10 protein-coding genes and 1 pseudogene are annotated in these 21934 nt (G+C 56.6%); 6 read left to right on the plus strand and 5 right to left on the minus strand.

What is annotated here, in order from left to right:
• Window positions 1-104: 104 nt before the first annotated feature.
• The gene (locus tag GGD63_RS35115) at window positions 105-1277 is read right to left on the minus strand and encodes an acyl-CoA dehydrogenase family protein (protein WP_183249128.1); all 1173 of its coding nucleotides are present in this window, start codon (window positions 1275-1277) and stop codon (window positions 105-107) included.
• Window positions 1278-3034: 1757 nt separating this feature from the next.
• On the opposite strand from GGD63_RS35115, the gene GGD63_RS35120 reads away from it, so the two are divergent.
• The 4 genes from GGD63_RS35120 to GGD63_RS35135 all read left to right on the plus strand — a co-directional run bounded on the left by GGD63_RS35120 (window position 3035) and on the right by GGD63_RS35135 (window position 8101).
• On the plus strand, window positions 3035-3913 hold the full coding sequence (locus GGD63_RS35120; RefSeq protein WP_183249130.1) for a CoA ester lyase: 879 nt from the start codon (window positions 3035-3037) through the stop codon (window positions 3911-3913).
• Between the two features lie 1009 nt (window positions 3914-4922).
• Window positions 4923-5816, plus strand: coding sequence for a 3-keto-5-aminohexanoate cleavage protein (locus GGD63_RS35125; RefSeq protein WP_183249133.1), 894 nt, complete (start codon window positions 4923-4925; stop codon window positions 5814-5816).
• Window positions 5817-5841: 25 nt separating this feature from the next.
• A complete protein-coding gene (locus GGD63_RS35130; RefSeq protein ID WP_246785792.1) occupies window positions 5842-6834 on the plus strand; it encodes a 3-hydroxyacyl-CoA dehydrogenase NAD-binding domain-containing protein in 993 nt (330 codons plus the stop codon).
• 481 nt (window positions 6835-7315) lie between these two features.
• Complete coding sequence (locus GGD63_RS35135; RefSeq protein ID WP_183249135.1) at window positions 7316-8101, plus strand: SDR family NAD(P)-dependent oxidoreductase; 786 nt, start codon at window positions 7316-7318, stop codon at window positions 8099-8101.
• 405 nt (window positions 8102-8506) lie between these two features.
• Here GGD63_RS35135 and GGD63_RS35140 read toward each other — a convergent pair.
• From GGD63_RS35140 to GGD63_RS35150, 3 genes and pseudogenes are all read right to left on the minus strand, one after another.
• A pseudogene (locus GGD63_RS35140) lies at window positions 8507-8650 on the minus strand (transposase domain-containing protein); the annotation flags it as partial.
• Window positions 8651-10145: 1495 nt separating this feature from the next.
• On the minus strand, window positions 10146-11651 hold the full coding sequence (locus GGD63_RS35145) for a CoA-binding protein (RefSeq protein ID WP_246785784.1): 1506 nt from the start codon (window positions 11649-11651) through the stop codon (window positions 10146-10148).
• Between the two features lie 1399 nt (window positions 11652-13050).
• Entirely contained in the window at window positions 13051-14670 is a 1620-nt protein-coding gene (locus tag GGD63_RS35150) for a class I adenylate-forming enzyme family protein (protein ID WP_246785785.1), read from the minus strand.
• Window positions 14671-16542: 1872 nt separating this feature from the next.
• On the opposite strand from GGD63_RS35150, the gene ectB reads away from it, so the two are divergent.
• Both ectB and GGD63_RS35160 read left to right on the plus strand, forming a co-directional pair.
• Entirely contained in the window at window positions 16543-17862 is a 1320-nt protein-coding gene (gene ectB / locus GGD63_RS35155; RefSeq protein WP_246785786.1) for a diaminobutyrate--2-oxoglutarate transaminase, read from the plus strand.
• Between the two features lie 1027 nt (window positions 17863-18889).
• Entirely contained in the window at window positions 18890-19621 is a 732-nt protein-coding gene (locus GGD63_RS35160) for a hypothetical protein (RefSeq protein WP_183249139.1), read from the plus strand.
• An 811-nt stretch (window positions 19622-20432) separates the two neighbouring features.
• Here GGD63_RS35160 and GGD63_RS35165 read toward each other — a convergent pair.
• On the minus strand, window positions 20433-21620 hold the full coding sequence (locus GGD63_RS35165) for a pyridoxal phosphate-dependent aminotransferase (protein WP_183249142.1): 1188 nt from the start codon (window positions 21618-21620) through the stop codon (window positions 20433-20435).
• Window positions 21621-21934 lie beyond the last annotated feature (314 nt).

A 21934-nucleotide genomic window follows, 5' to 3' on the forward strand; every position in this document is an offset into this window, starting at 1 on the left:
GCGGGTCGCGTTCAGATTCTCCTGACGACTTTTGCTCTATAGGCTGTCTCTGCCTTTATGGCTGCGCCACGTAAGGTGTAAATAGTGCGTCGTTAGAATGCACGTCAGACTCCGATGCCGCCGAGTCTGGCATGACCCTTGAAAAGGTTTCGCGCGATGGTGCGTCGTTGGATCTCGTCAGTGCCATCTTGGATGCGGTACATTCTAAGTTCGCGGTACCACCGCTCGATCGGCAGCTCCTTGGTGTAGCCGATCCCGCCGTGGATCTGCATGACGCGATCAACGACCTTATCAGCGGTAATCGAACCCATTAGTTTCGCGATCGACGATGTGTGTCGCGCGTCGTGTCCGCTGTCCACCTGCCATGCAGCGAGCAGAGTAAGGTACTTCACCGCCTCGATTTCGACATGTGAGTCGGCAATCTGCCACTGGACGGCTTGGTATTGCGCGATGGGGTGTCCCATAGACACCCGTTTCTTCGAATGCTGGATCGCCATCTCGAGCAGGCGCTCCGATGAGCCCACGAGCAGCGAGGGGACTTCATACAGGCCGCTGCTAATCCATTTCATCGCTAACTGAAAGCCCCATCCCAGTTCGCCGACGATGTTGGAACTCGGTACACGGACGTCCTCGAAAACTAATGATGCTAAGCTCGCTTCGCCCATAGTGGCGATGGGTTGGGACCGCCAGCCCATCCCGCGGTCGACGAGAAAACAAGTGATGCCGCCCGACCCGCCCCTGCTCGGATCGGTGACGGCAAACACGATCACGAAGTCGGCCTCATTTCCGCCGGAGATGAAGGTCTTTTCACCATTGATGATCCAATGGTCACCGTCTCGGACGGCGCGCGTGCGAATTGCACTGGCGTCTGAGCCGGCGCCAGACTCCGTGATCGCGAAGCAGCTGGCCCGCTCACCGTTGATCGTCGGAATGAGATATTGTTGCTTCTGGCTGTCTGTGCCGGAAAACAGGATGTTGTCACCGTATCCACCGAATCGAAACGGGACGAAGGTGCGCCCCCTTTCGATACAAGCGAGCGAGTTCATGATTGCGCCCAGTCCCGCACCGCCGTACTCTTTCGGAGTGGTGAAGCCCCAAAGGCCCGCGCTCTTCGCTTTCAGCTGTAGGTCTCGCAGCTGTCCCCGTTCGAGGCCGGGACGACCCTCGCGCTCGTTGCGGAGAACTTGCGTCTCGAGAGGAATGATTTCTTTATCGATGAACGAGCGAACAGAGTCCCGGAAAATGCGCTGTTCGTCGCTAAGTGAAAAATCGAGCATGGTTTAGTTCCTAGGCGGGTATGGTGAGTGCTCTGCGAGGAAACTGCGCGTCAATGCCAGAGGCTTCCTCGACATCATAATCTGCTGGTTCCGGAAGTGCCCGTGCTCTGCGAGCGGTCCTCCAACGCCACAATGTTCAGAGCCAAAGCGGTTATGCACGATGCTTGAGCTGAGTCCATTGCGCGCGAATCTCCAAATGGATGGCTCGTGCCACCGGGTTACGTTGAGTACAGCTCTGGACGTTCTCGCACCCAGGGGTCTTGCGCTCTCGAGTGTCGTTACGAACGCGCGAGCATTCGGCGCGACCAGTCGGTAGTCAGGCAGTGGTCCAACTACAGGAGATCGGTCTGTGACCATCGGTTGGCGCCCGATCGAGCAGCTGCATGTTGAATTCAAAGGTAACCCGATCATCATCACGAGCATGCGGGTTTAAGCAAGCCATCTGATAACAAGGCGTTGTTACCACCGCTTAGGTAGCATCTTGATCACTTCCACCGTCGGGTTCGGTCGAATTTCCGACCAAAGCGGCACCAGGCACAACGGATGGATCGGCATCTGAAGGGTACGAGTTGTCGACCGCAAGGTTCTTCCTATTGAGGCCCGCGTGCCACTTCTTGCCCGCGAGGCCAAGTTTGATCGACTGCGCGACGACGCCTGTCGCCTGCCGCACACCACAAACTGCGTCGAGTTCGGAGGCAGATATTGTTCCAGTTTATGGATCGGATTAGTCTTCGAGCACCTGGATCCAGAGACAAGATTCGTTCCGCAGACGAGTTGAAATCGAGTCAAGATCGGGCGCAGAACCAATGTAATGACCTCTGCGCCTCGCCCAGCTACGGTCATGAGATGATCGTCGAGGTCGCGGCACGAATTCAAATGCCTGCCGAATGGCGCCAAGCAGACCGTTGCTGTTGTCCTGAGCAATGACGCGCCCGGTCTTGAGCCGTCCACGGACCCCGTGAGACCAACTGCGTGGGCTGCATCGAGATACGTATCGGTGATCAGACAATGTTCGATTGGGCGAGCAGCATCCGAGGAATCGGCCCGCTGTTGCATTTCTTTCTCCACACTGGTCCGCCGCAGATGTGCAACCGGCACATCGACGGTCGAGGCTTTGCGACATTTGGCTGCAGATCTTAGGCAGCGCGGTCAGTCCAAGCGATTTAGCTCACTAATGCCCGCTTGGTCATCTACCAATTCAAATAGGGCTAGTTAATGCGTCCGCCGAGCTGAATTGATCGGAAGAGAGTGAACGAGGCCGCCGCCGCAATGTTTGAGGAGAGGTGGATGATGGTTGGTTTCTGTCTGAGAGGATATGAAGCTCCAGGCCACGCAGGTCGAAGCATTCATTCGTGCTTCCATGTATCTGCAAACAGAAGTCCGAAGCCCTCAAATGGAATAAGCCGGCCACCAGATTTTCATCGAACGCTTTCGCCACAAAAGTCGAGCACACTCTGCATCCAGCAAACCGTCCCGCTTTGAAGAAGGAGATCTCGATTACGGTAGCGCCGCAGAGCCTAGTATTCCGAACGAGGCGATTGTCTAATATAAATTAGATGCGTTCGGCCATGGGCTAGGGTAAGCCGTCAATGAGCATTGGGAGTTTGCAGCATGGTGTGGCCTCCTAATTCCGCGACATTTCCGGCGTTAGGCCCGATGTACGGCTGATTGTAAAGTCATCATGAGGCACATGTGCCCTTTCGATTGGGCGAGCGAGATGATATTGGTTAGCTCGTTGTCAGTTAGGAGCAAATGCCATGAGTCGTCTACGCCGCAGCGTGTTGTTTCTGCCGGGGTCCAATGCGCGTGCTCTTGAAAAAGGTGGCAACCTCAGGGCGGATGCGCTGGTGCTCGATCTGGAGGACTCCGTCGCCCTGGACGCTAAGCACAAGGCGCGCGAGGACGTTGCGGAGGCCGTCAAGGCCCGCAGTTACGGCGAGCGCGAGGTGCTGATCCGCATTAACTCCGTGGAAACGCCTTGGTGGCGCGAAGATATCGCCATGGCAGCGCAGGCGCGGCCTGATGGCATTCTGGTGCCAAAGCTCTCGAGCCTGGCGGAGCTCAATAGCATCGCGGACCAAATCGAGGCGAGTGGTGCAGAGGGCTCGCTCTCACTCTGGGTTATAATCGAGACCGCTTGGGCGGCCTGTCATGCGGACGAGCTTGCGACGGCCGCCACCAATTTCAAGACGAGACTCGCGGGCTTTATGTTCGGCCCGAACGACTTGTCGCGAGAGACGCGGATAAGAATGGTACCGGGACGCGCAACGATGATGCCCGCGATCATTCATTGCATTTTGGCTGCACGTGCGCACGGAATTGAAATCCTCGATGGCCCTTACAGCGACTTTTCCAATTCTGCGGGCTTCGCTGCTGAATGCCAGCAGGCGCGAGACCTTGGGTTTGACGGAAAGGCGCTGATTCATCCGAACCAGATAGACGAATGTAACGCCATCTTTACGCCTTCCGTGGAGGAACTGGCACAGGCGCGGCGCATCATTGAAGTCTTTGAATTGGCGGAGAACGCCTCTTGTGGGGCGATCCAGATAAATGGGCAAATGGTGGAGCGGTTACATGCCGAAATGGCCAAGCGAACAATCGCAGTCGCAGATGCCATCGCCGGCATGACAATGTGAAGCGGCGCGCCAGAGAACTACTATCGGGGGTTGGCTGCTTCCGTGCCTGCTGAGGCAGTCCTTGGCGTACGGAGCAATCCTACGCACTATGCTAGCCGCTTTAATGTCATCTAAGTGGAGGCATTTTAGAATGAGCACAGGCGCCGCATCGGTTGTGGGCTTGACTCGCTGCGTGAGTGAAAGTGCGATCACGCGCGTGGCATCGCCATCGAGATGATCGAACACGAGGGAGTGGCTTAAGCAGAGGCTGCCATTCATTACGTTGGCGTGGCATCGATAGTTGCTTCGGAATTATCATCCTAGAGAACGGATATGCAAATTCACCCTAGGCTTTCGTCCGGGGTGATTTACCTCCAGATTCGTCACCGTCCGTGTCGGAGGGATACTGACTCATGGTGATATCGCAATAGGGCATATAATCCCCGGGCGAACCTAGCCGCCATCATGGGAGGCGATCAGAAGTAATATTCAGCTGCCAAGCCCGTTGTATCATCCATGTCGGATAGATCACGTCGATGTCCAAGACTCGACAAAGCGCGCGGCGCATTTCCCTACATTGACGGTTAGACGTCGTCCCTCATTGAGTGAGCGCGTAACTCAAGCCGGGGTGGCAAGCCGTTGAACAATAGGATCGACCGCGGGACTTGCTTTTGAAAAATGCGGCCGTGAGATTGTCGCGCCCGCGAAAAACTGTTCGAGGTTGGGAGCTCTTTTGACTGCGGCTGTTAGCCGGGCCGAGAGTGGAACTACTAGACCTGGCTGCTTAGGCGGATGTGTTCTCCGAGGCAAAGCCGCGCGTGCGATTTTGCGACTGGCATGCCAATTGCTCCGCTGAGATTACCACAGCCAAGCCCGCGGCCTTATTCGCCGGATATTCAAATTGAAATGCAGGTATGGGGCCGGGCCAATGCGCTGATACTATCTCAGCCCCCAAAAGCCATAGATATCATTCGAACAGCTTTCGAGTGGACCGGGATACATGCAGCTTCAGCGAAAAGGGGAGATGAGAATGATCTCTGAGGTGTTCATCACCTGCGCTATCACAGGAACTGGAAGTTCAGTCGAGCGTAGCCCGCATGTACCGGTGACGCCGGAGCAGATCGCCAACTCGGCCATTGAGGCGACGCGTTCGGGTGCGGCGGCTGTACACATTCATGTACGTAATCCAGAGACCGGGAGGGGCTCGCGTGATCCGGCGTTGTTTCGTGACGTCGTCCGTCGCATTCGGGCGTCAGACGTGAACCCAGTGATCAACCTCACTGCGGGAATGGGCGGCGACATGGTGCTGGGCGGGGCGGAGTCTCCCCTGCCGTTGGACCCGGGGACCGATATGGTGGGCGCGCTGGAGCGTTTGGTCCACGTGGAGGAGCTGCGGCCCGAGATCTGCACGTTGGATTGTGGGTCGATGAACTTCGCTCCGCGCGACGAGTACATCATGGCCAACACTCCTGGGGCTCTGCGTGCGATGGCTGCGCGCGTGAAGCAACTCGGTGTTCGTCCTGAGCTCGAGGTGTTCGATGCCGGTCATCTGGTGATGGTGCACGATCTAATTGAAGCTGGGCTCATCGACGATCCGCCGCTGATCCAGCTGTGCATGGGGATTCGTTACGGCGCACCGGATGATCCGACCACGCTAATGGCGATGGTGCACCAGTTACCGCCGCGCGCTATCTACTCGGCTTTTTCGGTCGGACGAATGCAATTTCCATACGTGGCTTTGGCGCCGCTGGTGGGGGCGAACGTGCGGGTAGGGTTGGAGGACAATCTGTACCTATCCCGCGGGCGGCTAGCGACCAATGCCGAGCTCGTGGAGCGGGCGGTGCAGATTCTTGACCGGATCGGGGTACGGGTGATGAGCCCGGATGAGGTGCGTGAGAAGCTCACGCTCGCGGCTCATGGGTGAGGTTTCAAAGCTCATGCCTGTAAAGATGCCGAGGGCGGTTGGGTTGCTGGGAGGCGGAGTGATCGGTGGCGGCTGGGCCGCTCGATTTCTCCTCAACGGAGTGAACGTCCGTCTGTATGGTCCGTCGCCTAGTGCGGTCGAGCGCGTGCAGAAGATGCTCGCCAACGCGCGCCGGGCCTACCGGCGGCTGACCCCGTTGCAGCTGCCTCCTGAAGGGGCGCTGACCGTTGCGGAAACGGTTGCGGAAGCGGTGCATGGTGTCGAGCTGGTGCAGGAGTCCGCGCCCGAGCGCTTGGAGCTCAAGCAGGAGTTGCTTGCGGCGGCCGATCGGGGGACTCCGCCCGAGGTCCTGATCTGCTCCTCGACCTCCGGGTTGCGGCCATCGTTGCTACAAGCGCGGGTGAAACACCGCGATCGCCTGCTCGTCGCACACCCGTTCAACCCGGTATACCTTCTGCCGCTGGTTGAACTATGCGCTGGAGAGGGCAACGCATCTGCGTCGTCTTTGGCGCGGGCGGCAGAGATCTATCGCGCGGTGGGGATGCACCCCATCGTAGTGCGCAAAGAGATGGACGGGTTCGTCGCAAACCGGCTGCAGGAGGCGATGTGGCGCGAGGCGCTTTGGCTGGTGCACGACGATGTTGCGACCGTGCAGGAGGTTGACGATGCGATCCGGTACTCCTTCGGACTGCGCAGAGCGGTCGTAGGACCCTTCCGCGTTGGCGGTGGTGGAACTGGCATGCGTCAGTTCCTGGAGAAATGGGGACCCGGACTGAAGTGGCCATGGACGAAGCTCACCGACGTCCCCGAACTCACTGATGCATTCGTAGACAAACTCGTTAAGCAAACCGACGCACGAGGCGAGAACCCGACGGGACCGGAGCTTGAGCAGAAGCGCGACGACTGCCTCGTGGCCCTGCTGCAGGGATTGCGCTCACAGACCTATGGCGCCGGCGAGACGCTTGCGCGCTGGGAACGAGAGCTTCTCAACCGTGCTCCTCGGCTTAAGAATGCCTAATGCAGCTAAACGCCGGCGATCGCGCAGGCCCACAATCAAGTCTTCGGTGCTCGATAACAATGCTCCCGCACCCGCACACTACTCGACATAATGCGAGTCGTCGAAAATCATTAAATTTGAATCCTCTGTCTCGGCCTGACCAGAAAAAATACACTCAACCTCGATCAGTGTTGAGGTCGCATGCTATCGTGAGTAGTCGTCGATGTGGCATGATGGACAACCGGTCACATGAGCCTTCATTTGTCATTACGAGCGTGGCTCGTTGCATACGGACATGTCGGACGTCTCACGTCGAGAAGATCGGCCGCTAATGGGCTGTGTGTCCTCCGTAGGCAAGCCGTATGTGCATATCGGTGCACGGAGAGCTTGATGCAAGTCGAGGACTTGCGGCCTGAGATTTGCACGGTGGTTTCGCCTATTTGCGCTCGGATAGGATCTGCCGCTCGTAACGTAAGGCTTGAATGTTTGGAAAGAGGAATCGATGTCAAAGAATGAATTGTGCGCAATCGTTACCGGTTCAGCATCGGGACTAGGAGCGGCGACCGCGAGTCTTTTGGCTAAGGGCGGGGCGAGAGTTGTTGTTAACTATTCCAAAAGCCAAAAGCGAGCGGAAGTCACGGCCGAAACTTGCCGCATGGCCGGTGCTTCCGAGGTCTTCGTAGTGCAGGGCGACGTTTCTCGGGATGAAGATTGCAGAAAAATAGTGGCTGCTGCTGCGCCGTGGGGGCGGCTCGACGTGCTCGTCAACAATGCCGGAATCACGAGACATGTCCCGCATCACGATCTGGATGGCCTGGCGGCGGAAGATTTTCAACGCATTTATGCCGTCAATACTGTCGGCCCGTATCAGATGATCCGTGCGGCGCGCTCGCTCCTCGAGGCCAGCGCGAAATTGAGCGGACGGCCAGCCGCCGTGGTGAACGTCTCCTCGATTGCGGGCATCAATGGTGACGGCTCATCGGTCGCGTACATAGCGAGCAAGGCCGCTCTGAATGCCGTGACGGTGTCGCTTGCCCGAGCACTAGCACCCTCTATTCGCTTAAACTCCGTTTGTCCCGGCTATATAGATACGGCCTGGTTTACCAAGGCACGTGGCGAGGCAGGAGCCCGGCAGGTGCGCGATGCCGTGTTAGCGCACGTGCCGCTCAAGCTCGCGTCGACGGCCGAGGACATCGCACAGCTCGTCTGCTTCCTCGCAGGCCCGGCATCGATCAACATGACAGGCGAATGCGTGCGCATTGACGCGGGTTTGCATCTAATCTTGTGAGAAAAATTGGGAGGGCCGGCACGTAGATCACACATAGCATCGATAGTGTAGTCCCCGCTTTTCGCGTATTTCGAGATCGCGGCCTGAAACTATCCAGCTAAATTGATCGCTGGCCTGCCACTGCGTTTTATCCCGCGACCGGTTAGAGTTTCGGATGTTTGTGTCCATCCTCTGTTTAAACTTCGTGAGCGAGGAATAGTCTTCTCGGGCGTAGAAATGGATTCCATCCGGAATCGCGCTTAAGCCCTGCGGAGTCCGGAAACACAGCTTGGTCGACATCTCCTAAAATCAGGAAAGTGAAAGTGAGCGGAGAATGCACGCGTTCAAAGAGCTCCCTGCATCTTCAAGGTAGGCATTCGGCACGGGCCACGGGATAGCCAGGCCGCAGCGTCGTCAGCTCGCAGATCATGCTGCTTGCGCGGCAATCGCTAATCCCGGCGTCCAATTCCAGGGCAAAAGCTGATCGAGCCGATGAGCTGGGTGGGTGGCGATGCGAGCAGCGACGTCCGCGAGCCACGCCTGCGGGTCGACGCCGTTCATTTTCGCTGTTTATGCCGCATAATATCGTGCGGGGGTCGGGTCGTTTCCCCAGATTTCTGGCTGACCGGCCTTTGGTCGGTTCGGCATAGTTCATTATGTGCCTCCGCCGTCAAAGCGGAGAACAGGAAGATGGAAATTGAAGAGTGCTTCGGCGGAAGCCGGCTCACCGGCGTCTCAGAAGCGGGCCGCACGAGCGGCTCGTCGTGTCCTATGGCGCAATGTTAGCGCAACACGATCGCCTCCTATACGGGCCTGCTGTTCATGTTCGCACAGGCCGCGGCCCTGACGCTCACCGATTGGACGCAACGTTCATCGGCGCGTTCCTAACCGATCTCGACGTAAAGCGCGGCGCCAACGCGAAGACGCGTAACCGGCGCCTGACCGCGATCCGATCCTCCTTGAGGTTCGTGTTCTTTGAGTAGCCGGCACACAGTGCCCTGATCCAGCGCGTGCTCGCCATACCGAGCAAGCGCCACGATAGGCGACAGGTGCAATTCCTGACGCGGCCCGAGATCTAGGTGGTTCTCGCCGCGCCCGACCCGACGACGTGGCTTGGCCGCCTCAATTACATCTTGCTACTGGTCGCGGACGGGCTTACGCCTCTCAGAGCTGATTGGCCTTGACCGGAGTGCCGTCCACCTCCGGTGCGATGCGTCGGTAAAGGGCAAAAAGCAGCGGACCACTCCGCTGACCACACTCGCTACGTGTCACGCTCCAGGCGTGCCTCAAGGAACCATTGCGGGAGGAAGCAACAGCGTTGTTCCTAAACGTGCACGGGGCCGGCTCAGTGCCGACAGCATCCATCCCCGTTGGTAAAGTATGTTCGTATCACTCACGAGAGTTGCCCGTCTTTGAAGGCCAAGAGCGTGTCACCGCACGTGCTGAGGCACAGCGCTGCGATGGAACTGCAGCAGGCCGGCCTCCACCTCCGAGACGGCCGAGCGCGGGTGGGACGGATCGGGATCACCCTTGCTGGGGCCGGCGATCTGCGCCATACCAGCGCGGGGGCAATTCCGGGATTTCCATCGTTCGCGCGTGGCTCGGTCATGAATCCGTCGAGCCGGCGCAGACGAATCTGCACGCCCACCTCGCCGTTAAGGAAGCTGCCCTGGTGAAGCTCAAACCGTACGAGCGCGGCAAGCGAACCCGCTTCCAACAGAACGATCGCCTGCTCGCCGTTCTGGAGGCGCTCTAAACGACCAGTCTGTGTCGAATGGAATGGGGCTGCCCTGTACGCGATGGACGGTCACCACCGTGACAATGGCGCGCCATACTGGACCCATTCGGCATAGTTTGGCTGGCGGCCAAAAACGCCAAAGCTCAATGACATATCCGCAAGCGTTGTTGGCGGACGTCTTGGCCCGCATCGCCAGCACCCCGCAAGCTCGGCTCAATTAGCTGCTGCCTTGGGAATGGAAGAACAGTCCTGTTCAGTCTGCGGCTTGGTGGGCCACCGCCCTGCGCGATCATCCCGCGGCGCTCACCAGACGGTTACGGCAGTTCTCTATGTTGACGCATGCCACTCGATCACTTTGTCCATCGCTCGAATCGAGATCGCTGTGCCTTGCAAGAGCGGGCGACCCGCGAACATAGGCGGGCTTCCATCAAGTTGATGTCCGCCTGAGACTCCATTCATCTGCGAGACTGGGATGATAACGATTTCAGGATGTTGGATCGTCAGCTCCTTAAGAGCGAGTCCAACCGGTGATCCGTCATCAATGGTCATTGGCAGGTCTTTGCCCCAGAGAAGGATATCAAACTCTCCGCTCTCTCCTAGTACCCGCATGCAACTGTTCAGGCCTTCGGTATCGAAGGCACTCTGGGCGCTTAGATCAAGAGGATTGAAGCTGTTTGCAAATCTCGGAAGGATGTCGCGGAGTCGTTTGCGCAATGGCTCGGAGAACCTAGCAAGCTTCATGCCTCGTGCCGACAATATCAAGTCCGCCATGATATTTCCCATTCCACCTGAAAAGCTCACGAAGGCGATGCGATTACCCCGCGGTCTGCGGATCGCATTGAAGGCCACAACGGTTTCTATCAGGTCCTCGGTAGAATCGACCGTGATCACACCTAGTTCTTTCAGAAACCGGATGTCCCATTCATAGCAATTGGAAGCCTGCGTCGCTGTATGTCGGCTGATGCCCATTCGAACTTCGGGATGCGCACCGACGCGCAACATGATTATCGGCTTCCGTTGCTCGCGCGCCCGCGCGCAGGCAGCAGCGAAGAGTTCAACGTTCTTGATCCCTTCGGAATAACTGACAATAACTTCTGTTTGTGGATCGGCCGCGAGAAAATGGATTATCTCTGCGCTTGTTACGTTGATCTCGTTGCCGGTGGTCACGACTTTGCTGATGCCTACGCCCCTTCCAATCAGCGGATGTATCATCGCAACCATCTGCCCGCTTTGGAAGACGCCACTGACCCCTCCGGCAATGGTCCTTGGTATCCTGTTTTCCCCAACGGCGATGATCGGCCGATGCAGATTCATGACGCCGAAGGTATTGGGCCCCACAACGATTGTTGTCGCCGATTCGTTTGCCCAGCGGAGAATTTGCTGCTGCCTTGCGTGGCCTTCCAGAGAATCGAGTTCGGAAAAACCGCTTGAGATGATCTGTGCTACGCCCACCGCCTTTCGCTTACACTCCTCCAAAATGGGCAAAATGCTTTCGGCTCGAACGCATAACACGGCCAAATCGACATGGAACGGAACGTCTAATATGCACTTGTAACAGTTCACGTCATCGACCTTGCTGTAGTTGGAATTAACCGCAGCGACGTTTCCGTCGTATCCAGACGATACAATGTTGTTAAGGATATTCTTCGCAAGGCTCGGTTTCGGAGATGCGCCGACCACGGCAACCCCGCGCGGCTCGAAGAGGGGGCGAAAATTCAGTTCGTTGCTGGTCATCTCCACTTTGCTCCAATCAGGCGATAAGAAGATGTGAAATTGACTGGTTACATATTTCTTGTTGCTCTCGTCCTTCGTCTCGCCAAGGTTGGAGGGCAAGGACGCGCACGCTCTCCGATGCCGTGGGGAGGCGAGAGCAGCGATCAGCCCTCAGATCCTCGGACATGAGTAGCGTTGTGCGTGTCAGTGCGGCTAGCTCGTCGAGGAGTTAATTGTCGAGGCCGCGCGCGACATTGACGGTCGTCACCCTCATGTGTCTCTCCATTAGACAGAACGTGCGCTCACTGGTTCTTCCTCGCCCAACTCGTTGGCGGACAAACGTTTGAAGGGGAGTAAGTCGCGCGTTGTGAGCGTCTGAACGCATTCGCCCCTCTCTTCAATGGTGCCGCTTCCTAATAGCAACGCCCGTGCCAACGGCGTTAAGCTCACCAACCTTGTGATTTGCTTTCAAAGCACCGTTTTCGTGCCGCAAGCGGCGGTTTGGTGTTTCTAATCCGACAGACCCGTACCGTTGTCATCGACCAGACAAGAACCGGTGGACGGTCGTGCGTGAAAGCCATAGCGCCCGACGATGCTGGCGAAGCCGAGTCGAATGTGGGCATGCTGTGATGAAAGAGGGCCTCGTTGCCCTTGTTTCGACCCTCAAACGCCTGTTGGAATGACTTGGGCGGGCTAGTGGTGACGGGGCTCGGAGAAAGTGTACCGGTCGGAGAGTTGTCGCGTGTTTGGTGGGAGCGCCCTGCGTAGGCGATCTCTTGACGTCTAGAGATCGTACGGCGTCCCTCGAGAGAAAAAGAAAATCCGAGACCGAGGAAGAGGCAATCATATCGTTTTCCGGCGACGCGCTGTTGCCATTCGACTTAGCCCTGGGGGACGTTCAGGGCAGCAAGTGTTTGTATCGATATCTCCGGTCGCTGAGGACAGCTGTACCTCTATCGCCTTTGACTGCACCAGAAAATTTGCGTTCGTGACCGCTGGTGAAGAACGCGGGAGGACTCCCGGCCTCAGGCCTTGGTCAAATCTCTGATCTCGGCCAGCTCCTACAATAGCAATCTCGGTAGATGCAATTCCCCTTCCCGCCCTGCTTACAAGGGCCAGGAAGTCAGATCGGCATCTACTCTCAAGCCAGCTTTGCTGACCAATGGACAAGTCTAGCGTGCCGACGCTCCCCAACGCTTCGATTACGATCAAAAGAGCGCCAGAAGCTCATAGTGTCGACTTCATGAGCGCCCGCAATTGTGCTCGGGAGAGATCCGCGGAGGCGTACGAATCCGAAGGCGGAGTAAGAACTAACCTGAACTCGCACTTTTGCATTCTGAGTTGGTCGTCCTTAGGACTATGATGCTTAACGACAGGCCGCCAACCCTCGCGTTGACTGCGACTGAAATCGGCGTCGATCACCTCGCCAATGGTAAACCAAAAAGGCAAGATGCAAAATGCTCTAGCTCTCTCTGACTTGCTTCGCGCGCAAGCAAGAATTGGAACCGGAAAAAAGGCTTCAGCGCCAGCGCTTCTGCTCAGTATCGTAGGCGCCGGCAAATGGATCAGCCACTGCCATCAACTCGCGTTTGAGCACCTTGTTGCTTGCAGTGGTTCTGGGGAGTGCCGCGATAAAGGCGATGTATCGCGGCACTTTGAACACGGCAAGACGAGCACGAGCATGTTCAAGAATGCGCTCGACGGGGATATCACCTGGTGTGAAGCCTTCTTCCAGCTCCAGGTAGACCTTAACTTCCTCTCCGCGCTTGGCGTCGGGAACGGGCACAGCGGCCACATCTGCGATCTCAGGAATCTCGCGGATGATGTCCTCGACCTCGCGAGCAGCAATATTCTCGCTTGAGCGTCGGATCATATCTTTGATGCGTCCCACAAGCCAATAGAAGCCTAGCTCGTTGCGCCGCAGTAAGTCCCCTGTCTTGAACCATTCTCCTTCGAACGAGGTCGCATTCGCCTCTGGCCTATTCCAATAGCCCTTAAAGATTCCACGACCGCTCACCCACAGCTCGCCGACTTCGCCGACCGACGCGGGTGTGCCGTCATCATTCATCAGCCGCAGCTTCCGAAATGGGGCTCGAATGCCAACCGATCCGGAGTTGGCTAACTCGTCAAGGTCGTTCGGCATCTGTGTCCCAAACCCGATTTCCGTCATGCCGTAAGCATCCTGGGTCCGCACTCGAAACCGTTTCCGGAATTTGTTCACCGTCTCAGGACTCCAGCCCCAATTCAGGGTCTGCTTCAGGCATGTTGCCCCGTCGTCGCCCGCAGCTTCGGCCCTGCGCGCTACAAGCTCGGGAAACACGCACCAATCGATGCAATGCTCTTTGACCCAGCCGAGGAAGCGCGTCGAACTGAGTGACGGAGCTAGGTAGAATGTGCCGCCCTGTCGATAGGACTTCAGAAGATATCCTTGCGGATCGCCGTAGAAAAACGGCAGAACAGACAGATACCTCTGGTACGCTCGGCCGTCCCCGCACGCCCCCTGATACGAACTCACTCCCCAATAGTCATGTGTCAACATGCAACCCTTCGGAAAACCGCTTGTGCCCGAGGTATACTGAATGTTCAACAGGTCGTCGGGGAGGATATCCACCTGGACTGAAGAGTCGTCGACTCCCTTGAGCAGCTTATCCAGGGCAATGGCTCCCGGCGAAGGCTGGCCAACGAGGATTACTCGGTCTTTGGCGAGGTCTCGCGGCCAAGGTTCGAGTCTCAGGAACACCGGCCATGCGGACTCGTCGATGACGGCGAACTCGGCCTGCGTATCGCTGAGAACATATTCGATCTCCCTCGGGGTGTAGCGCATGTTGATCGGGACCATCACCGCACCGAGCTTGGCAATCGCAAACCAGAGGATGGGGAAATCGATGCGATTGGGTAACATCACTCCAATGCGATCGCGCTTTCGTACGCCCAATGCGTGCAACGCATGGGCGTATTTATTCGACAATCCGTTCATCTCGGAGTAGGTCGCGCGCTCGCCGCGCTCAAAGACCTCTATCGCGGTCCTCGAGCCGTGCATTGTCGCCCGCATCGAAACCAGTTGTCCGATTGTGATGGTCTCATATTCCGATTCCAAGGTAGCGATCTTGTGCAATCGATCTGCGATGCGCTCAAGCAAGATATCTTGTGATAAGCCTTTTGTGTCCGTCATTGGAAGCCAGGTTTTTGAAGATCAAAGACAAGCTGAAAGCAGGCGAAGCCCTTTCATCGCATAGCCTGCCGAGCTTGCCGATCACCAGAACGAGCGTACCGCGTAGCGGATGCCCCGGCACTCGGCACGCCGAGAGATTGAGGCGTCCTGAAAGGAGCTCGGCGGCTTGCATTCTTTGGTAAAGAAGTCCGTCCTTTGATGAACGTGCAACGGATCAATTGCCCTCGCTATTTTTTCACTTGCCTTCTCCTGATGACTTGCTCCTGATGAGCTGTGTCGCACAGCCATAAGTGGGACCGTAGATCATTAACGAGGATAGAGGTACTACCTGTTTTGGATTAGGAGCGTCGTATTTGACTACTGAATAGGAAGTGTTGGAAGGTGTCAGCATTCTAAGGCAGGTAGCGCGTTACAGCGGCGGCGGATCGGGGTGAACCTTGCGCCACATAATACGTCTACCAAAATGCTGCGTGTAAGGATGTAAGTATATGTGTGCCAGTCGGGCGTTGCATCTTACTCGGTTCGCGCGCGTGAGAGGGCCGGGAGGCAGGTAGACGTCCAACTAATCGCAGCCGAATCTTGCGTCGCCGCGAGAATGACTGCCACCGACAGCGAGCGCGAGAGCACAACACGTTGCGCTTCACTCGAGACGCGCGGGATAGTTGCTCGAGCGCTACTCCTCCGGCTGATCAGGCGTAACCGCGTTTGTCCAGCTCCTCGGTATCCCTCGCCTACCGCGCGATATGGGCCGATGTAAGCCGATCGGTCGAGACGGAACGGTAACAAATGCTATGCTTGATGTCGGGCAGCAAGCCTATTGTTGCGTCGAGCTGGTCGCTGGGAAACGTCGGAGCGGGATCGACGGGCAAGGAAGGACTGGATCAAGGTGAGCAGCTTCAGGTTAACGCGCCGGAATGACGTTACCGTTGGCTGCTCACGGTGCTGCGGCGCCAGATTGTGCAGAAGTAGCGGGCGAGGTGCAGAGCTTGGTGCCAATCCGAATTGCTGCCGAGAGAGGCGGCGCAACTGCGCGCGCATTGTTCGGCACAGGACCCCCTGCCTGCAGCCCCTGTGGTAAACTGAGATCGAGCTGAGTGAAATGCGCATCTGAATCGAGCCGGGCGTGGATTGGCGACGCGCTGACGGTGCACTCGACGCTTCTTGCTGCTGGCGGACGTTGCCGGTTCGAAAGTCGGTGCGCTGTCGGTCCTGGAGCGAAGCACTTACCATAAACCATTCAACAGGGCCGTCGTTGCGTTCCTCCGCGCATCGACAGAATGAAACGTCTGGCATAGACCGGCAGCGGCATGATGCTGATACGTGCGGTGCCGGCTGGCGTTTCACCAAGCTGTCGATCCGTAACGATCTGGCCTATCTCTGCGGCACAACGTGCGACGATGCTGACCGGCTTCGACTATAGACGCGTGCCTCGCATCGTCCTACGGGGCCCCACGTGCGGCGCGCGACTGAATCGTGCCCTAGCGATACTGCGGATCTTGCTGCCGGCGCGTACTTCGTGTGCCTGCCGCAACTGTACCGATGATGTGTTCGAAGATGCTGCCGCGCCTGATTGACAGCGGCATGGCCCGACGACACTCGTAAGCCACGCTGTTGACTCGAACGTCGCTAGCAACTGCCGCTGTACTGCGCGGGCAAATTCTAGCGCAAACTACCTACTTCGGTAGGTTCATTTTTCCGCGGTGTCAGATAACCAATGGAGCCGGCTTGGAGCGATCAGGCAAGCCAGCCCCGCGTGGGTCCGGGGTGTCGACAGCTTCCAATCGTGCAATTCGGGAAAGCGCTTTTGTTGAGAAACAACGTGACTTCTGAGGAGACAACATGTCCCGGGACGCTATCAACTCACGCACGATGGAGGCTCTCGACGTACTTGAATCAAACGTCCGCTCCTACTCACGTTCATTTCCAGCGATTTTCAACCGAGCGCGCGGCTCGATTATGTTGACGGAAAATGGGAGGAAAGTCATTGACTTCTTGTCGGGTGCCGGAGCGCTAAACTACGGGCACAACAATCACGCGATTAAAGCTGCTATTACTGAATATTTGGCTTCCGATGCCGTGATACATGGGCTTGACATGGCCACGCCTGCCAAGCTCGAATTTATGGAGACGTTCAGGTCTGTCATACTTCAAGAGCGAAGTATGCAGTACAAATTCCAATTCACTGGACCAACCGGAGCGAATGCCATCGAAGCAGCGCTAAAGCTCTCACGAAAAATTACGGGACGTCAAAACATTGTCTCGTTTACTAACGGGTATCACGGGATGAGCTTAGGAGCACTTGCTGGGAGTGGTAATCGGTTTTATCGCGCAGCCAGCGGCGTGTCTTTGTCCGGCGCAACATTTGTGCCCTATGATGGGTATCTTGGACCAACTCTTGATACGGCCGACTATCTTCGAAAGGTGCTGATGGACGAAAGCAGTGGCATCGATCGTCCTGCTGCCATTCTCGTTGAAACAGTGCAGGGCGAAGGTGGCATAAACGTCGCAGGCAGAAAATGGTTGCGATCAATTCAAGCAATCGCAAAAGATGTTGATGCTCTTTTCGTGGTCGATGACATACAGATGGGCTGCGGCCGCACAGGTGAGTTCTTTAGCTTCGAGTTCGCCGGTTTGTCGCCGGACATTATTGTGTTGTCGAAGTCGCTAAGCGGGTACGGTCTTCCGTTAGCAATGCTGCTGATCAAAGACGGGTTTGATGCATGGCGGCCAGGGGAACACATTGGGACGTTCAGAGGAAACAACCTTGCGCTGGTCGCCGGAACCGCAGCTATAAACCTTTATTGGCGCAGCGGATCGTTCTCAGACGAAATTCGGCGCATGGGAGAATTGGTCCGGGGCCGGCTCGAGACCATTGCATCCAAGCATGAGAACCGCTTTGCGGTTCGGGGGCGCGGAATGGCATTTGGTTTTGATTGCCATCTTGCTGAAATCGCTGAAGCAACCGCACGCAAGGCTTTTGATAAGGGATTAATGATTGAGCGATGCGGACCGGCCGATCAGGTCGTAAAAATGTTGCCTGCACTCACCATCGACACTGACACTTTGAACCGCGGCCTTGACTTATTCGAAGAAGCGTTGGCCGAAGCACTGGCGGAGTGTTCATCTGTTCGAGACCGCAGTCCTGGGGAGGCGGCCTAATTGCTTTGGCGTGCAGAAGTAAGAAACGAGGTTTCGGGCGCTCACGAGAGCAGGCGCGGGTCAACAGGCCACCGGACCGGATCCGTCATCGCAAAGTTGCGTGCCGGGGTCAGGCAGTTAGCCCTGAAAGCTGGCTCCAGAATTGGACAGGGCGATAAGTGGAGTTTCTGACTGACGGCGGGCAAGATTGACCCGCGAATCCGGAGAGACGATGAGCAGACGAACCCGTCGGCACCACGCGCCGGCTCTGTTACTTTAAGAAGGGCCTGATGTTGGCCAAATTGGATCGTTGCCAGGAACTGGGGCCGGCGTCCACAATAATACGTCGCTCGCCGGTCACCTCGATCGCAATCCGACGTTCGGTTGAATGTGCCGCCATGCTCCGCGACCGGACCGCCGGTGACGCCAGCCACAACCGCCCTGACAAATGGGTGCCTCGGGGTTTGTCCGATTCGCTGCGAAATTCCTTCGCCAGCAAAGAACGCGACAGGCCATATCGCCACGCCGGCAACGTGGTGCGGACAGAGCTTTCCAAAAAATCCGCGCCTTCTCCTCTTCAGGCGTCGCCGGGCCACCTAAAATACCTCAAGTCGATTCAACGCAATGATCGTATCCTGTCATGCGTAAAGTTCTCAACCATCTCGTTGGCTCGCCGAAATGTCTCTCCTCGGAGACTTACGGCGATGTCGACGGCCGACTCGGCAAATAAATTTGCGGTAAATCAACCGTGCATTGGAAGCTTCGTTGAAGCCTGAACAGGTCAGCGTGGCGCTTAAGAGCGGTCTTCTCGCCGGGGAAATCCATCGCAGCGAGATGTGCAATTGGCGACGATGGTCGCGCTACTCTCCCGGAGGGGAAGCGATTAAGTTGCCCTCGTCGTCGAGTCAGAGCAAACAGATCTCAAGAGTAACATTCCCCACCAGAACAGGTAGTTCATCAAACCTGTTTTGGATTCTAACTCAAAGTGTAAAAAGCGTCAGGTGCAGGTCAATACTCACCAGATTATTGCGAGAGGACGAGGTGCCCAATGAAAAGCCTAATTAATCCGTTGCACGTCTCACGCTATCTGCGAACATACGATGAAGATGCGGCGAAGAAAGGCATTAAGATCTCAATAGGGTTCGATTTTCATAAGTATGTATCAATTACGCGAGCAATTCCAACCAAAGCACGGACATATCCGATGTTCCGGCCAGATCGCTCGCCGCTCAAATTCGGGGACGGATATTGGATCGTAGGAGTGGACAAAAAAAACGAGGTGGCAGTTGTAGAGGCTGCTCGACTGTACGATCTTTCGCACAGCTGCTTTGCAGAGCATCTTGAATCGCTAAGGGCGTTTTACGCTGATCCGACCGCCCATGCACATCCTGGAGATCACTGCACATGCACTGCGCCAAGCGCCAAAGAAATACGAGGGAAAGTAGCCTATCATGGCGATCTTTGGGTACGAAGAGACTTTCGGGGGCGGGGTATGCCCAAGATCATGTCAGGAGTAGCGAGGGGCGTTTCTTTCGCGATGTGGGCGCCTGAATTCGTATGTGGACTCGTATCAAGCCAGCTCGTGGCCAAGGGGGTTGTCGCGCAATATGGATACGCGCACCAGGAACCCGGCGGATCGATATTGAAGCTCGTAGAGGAGGATATCTTGGACGACGATTGGATTCACTGGCTAACGGGCGAAGAGTTGAGGAGCCTTGTTAGTGGCAATGACAGAGATGATATGCTGGTACCTCCATTTGCTGGGGAAACCGAAGGGTAGGCAAGCGGCGTCGGGTAGGTCATGTTACCACATTTTGAGACGCGACGAGGCGTAAGCCTTGGACAGCATCGTCAACCATGTTGCGCGACGGATGTCAGACAAGCGGCGCTTGAGGACGTCAATCTCCGTTCATAAGTGCGTCGATTCGATACTTGGCAGGTCGTTGGCGCTAGGCTGAAGCGTTAGCGCGGCGCTAGGCGGATTGGTCGGCGTTCTTCACTTTCGGTGTCTGCAGCAGCGTTGCGATGGCTGCCTAGGTTCGTCCGCCGCCATCACCGCCAGCTAGAATACCGTTTTTCTCGCAATCGTTGGTGGCCTGGCATCGCGCCGTGTTCGCAGCCCGCCGCCAAGGCCTGAAAGCGCGCGAACGTCATTGAACCCTGTTTTGCGGCCACTTGGGCGAACGGGACGGAATCGCCGATATCACCAACCTCTCCCTTCAGAGCGCTGAATCAAGCTGTCGGGCTTCTTCAGCCGCGTTAAGCGATGACGCAATCACATAAGGTCGAACTCGTCTCGCCGGAAGTATCATCCTGTTAGCGCTCTGAGCTCATGCGACATCCTTGAATACCGAACCGGTCTATCATCGCTCAATTGAACGAGCCAGGTCCCAGCGTGACCTCATGAGGGCTTTCACGATCGGACCCGGCTCAATTCTGTCAGTCCAGCCCCGGCGGATGTTGCTGGCGACTCGCAATCTCCATAGAGGCTAGACCTGATGATATCGCCGCCGCGGCAGTGAACGACTGTGGGCTGGCAAACGCGATCAAGTCAGCCGGTGTAGTTGGCTGAGCTGCCTTGTTGCATGAGCTCAGCTCCACGTGTTTAGAATCTCAGTTAAGCGCCGCAAGCCCTCGCTCAATTGCGCGAGATCTATACCGTACGAGAGCCGAATGCCGGCGGGGTCGCCAAACACTGTGCCCGAAGCTGCTGAAACTCTTGCCTTCATCAGTAATGTGTTCGCGACATCATCAGCGTCAATTTCGCGGCCCTTGGCATTAGCCTTACGTCGCAATTCGGTAAGATCCAGATAAAAGTAGATTCCACCTTCCGCGGGAGGCCTGGGGACCAATGCGAGGTTCGAAAGAATTGACAATCCGAGTGCTCGCGCCGTTGCAACTTGGCGCTCCAACTGCATTTGAAAGTAAAGATCTCCCCGTTCTAGATAGTAGAGCAGTGCGTGCTGTGCAATGATATTTACGTTAGTCGTCATAATGCTTTGCAGGGCTTTAACTGCGCTAATGACGGTCTTAGGACCAGCGAGATATCCAATTCGCCAACCACTTAGCGCCAACGAACTGGAAAACGAGTTGACGATCAAAGTACGATCGCGCGCTTGCGGCGCCACAGATACAATTGGTTGGTGAGCATGCGGGGCATAGGTAAAGGCCTTGTAGGATTCATCGAAGATAATCCAGAGATCCCGTTCGATGGCGAGTTGAGCAATATCGGCAAGGGTGTCACGGTCATATACCGCACCGGTTGGATTATTCGGCGTATTAACAACGATCGCCTTAGTCTTTGATGTAATGGCCGTCGCGAGATCCGTAAGCTGCGGTACATAGTTATTGTGGCGTGTCTCTAACAAAATCGGCCGACCGCCAGCTAGAGCAACTTGAGTTGGAAAAGTAGTCCAATGCGGAGCTGGAATCAGCACTTCGTCGCCCGGATTCAAAATACTCATGGCCACGTTGAGGAGCGCGTGTCTGGCGCCATTCGTCACCGCGATCTCGTCTTCGGACCAGGGTTGAGCTGTTTCGGCGGAAACCTTGCGAGCAAGTGCGTGGCGCAACTTCCTCACCCCAATCGTGCCCGTGTAGCGGTTGAGGTTATGGTCTATGGCGGCGATAGCTCCGTCGCGCACGACGGGGCTTAGATCGCTACAGATTTCTTCGACGCTCAAGTCGATTATTTCCTCGCCCGTCGCGCGCAGCTGATCGGCTTTGCTCACAGCAGGAGCATCCAAGGAGTTAAAGAGGGTTGTCCGTTGCGCTAACATGAGTGCTCTCCTTTCGTTGAAAGTGCTCTCTGCAGGAGTCGCTGAAAAGTGAGAACAGGGGGTGGACCGCCGTTCTGCCCGCATCGTGGCCAGAGACATCATCGTAGGCCTTCATAGGGAAGCCCCGAGGGGGAGGCCTGATCGGCGGCGTCTGTAGGCGACGGTTTAGACATCGATCGAAACCGTCGGCGATGACTGCTGTAGCCGAAGCTGATGTTGCATGCCGAGTTCCTCGTGACTTTTGCATAACTTGTCAGCTGTTGCCACGCATTTCTCATCTGGATCAATTGCAAGATTTGGGAGTTGACGCGGCG

The organism is Bradyrhizobium sp. cir1 (genome assembly GCF_014198245.1).
Lineage (GTDB): Bacteria > Pseudomonadota > Alphaproteobacteria > Rhizobiales > Xanthobacteraceae > Bradyrhizobium.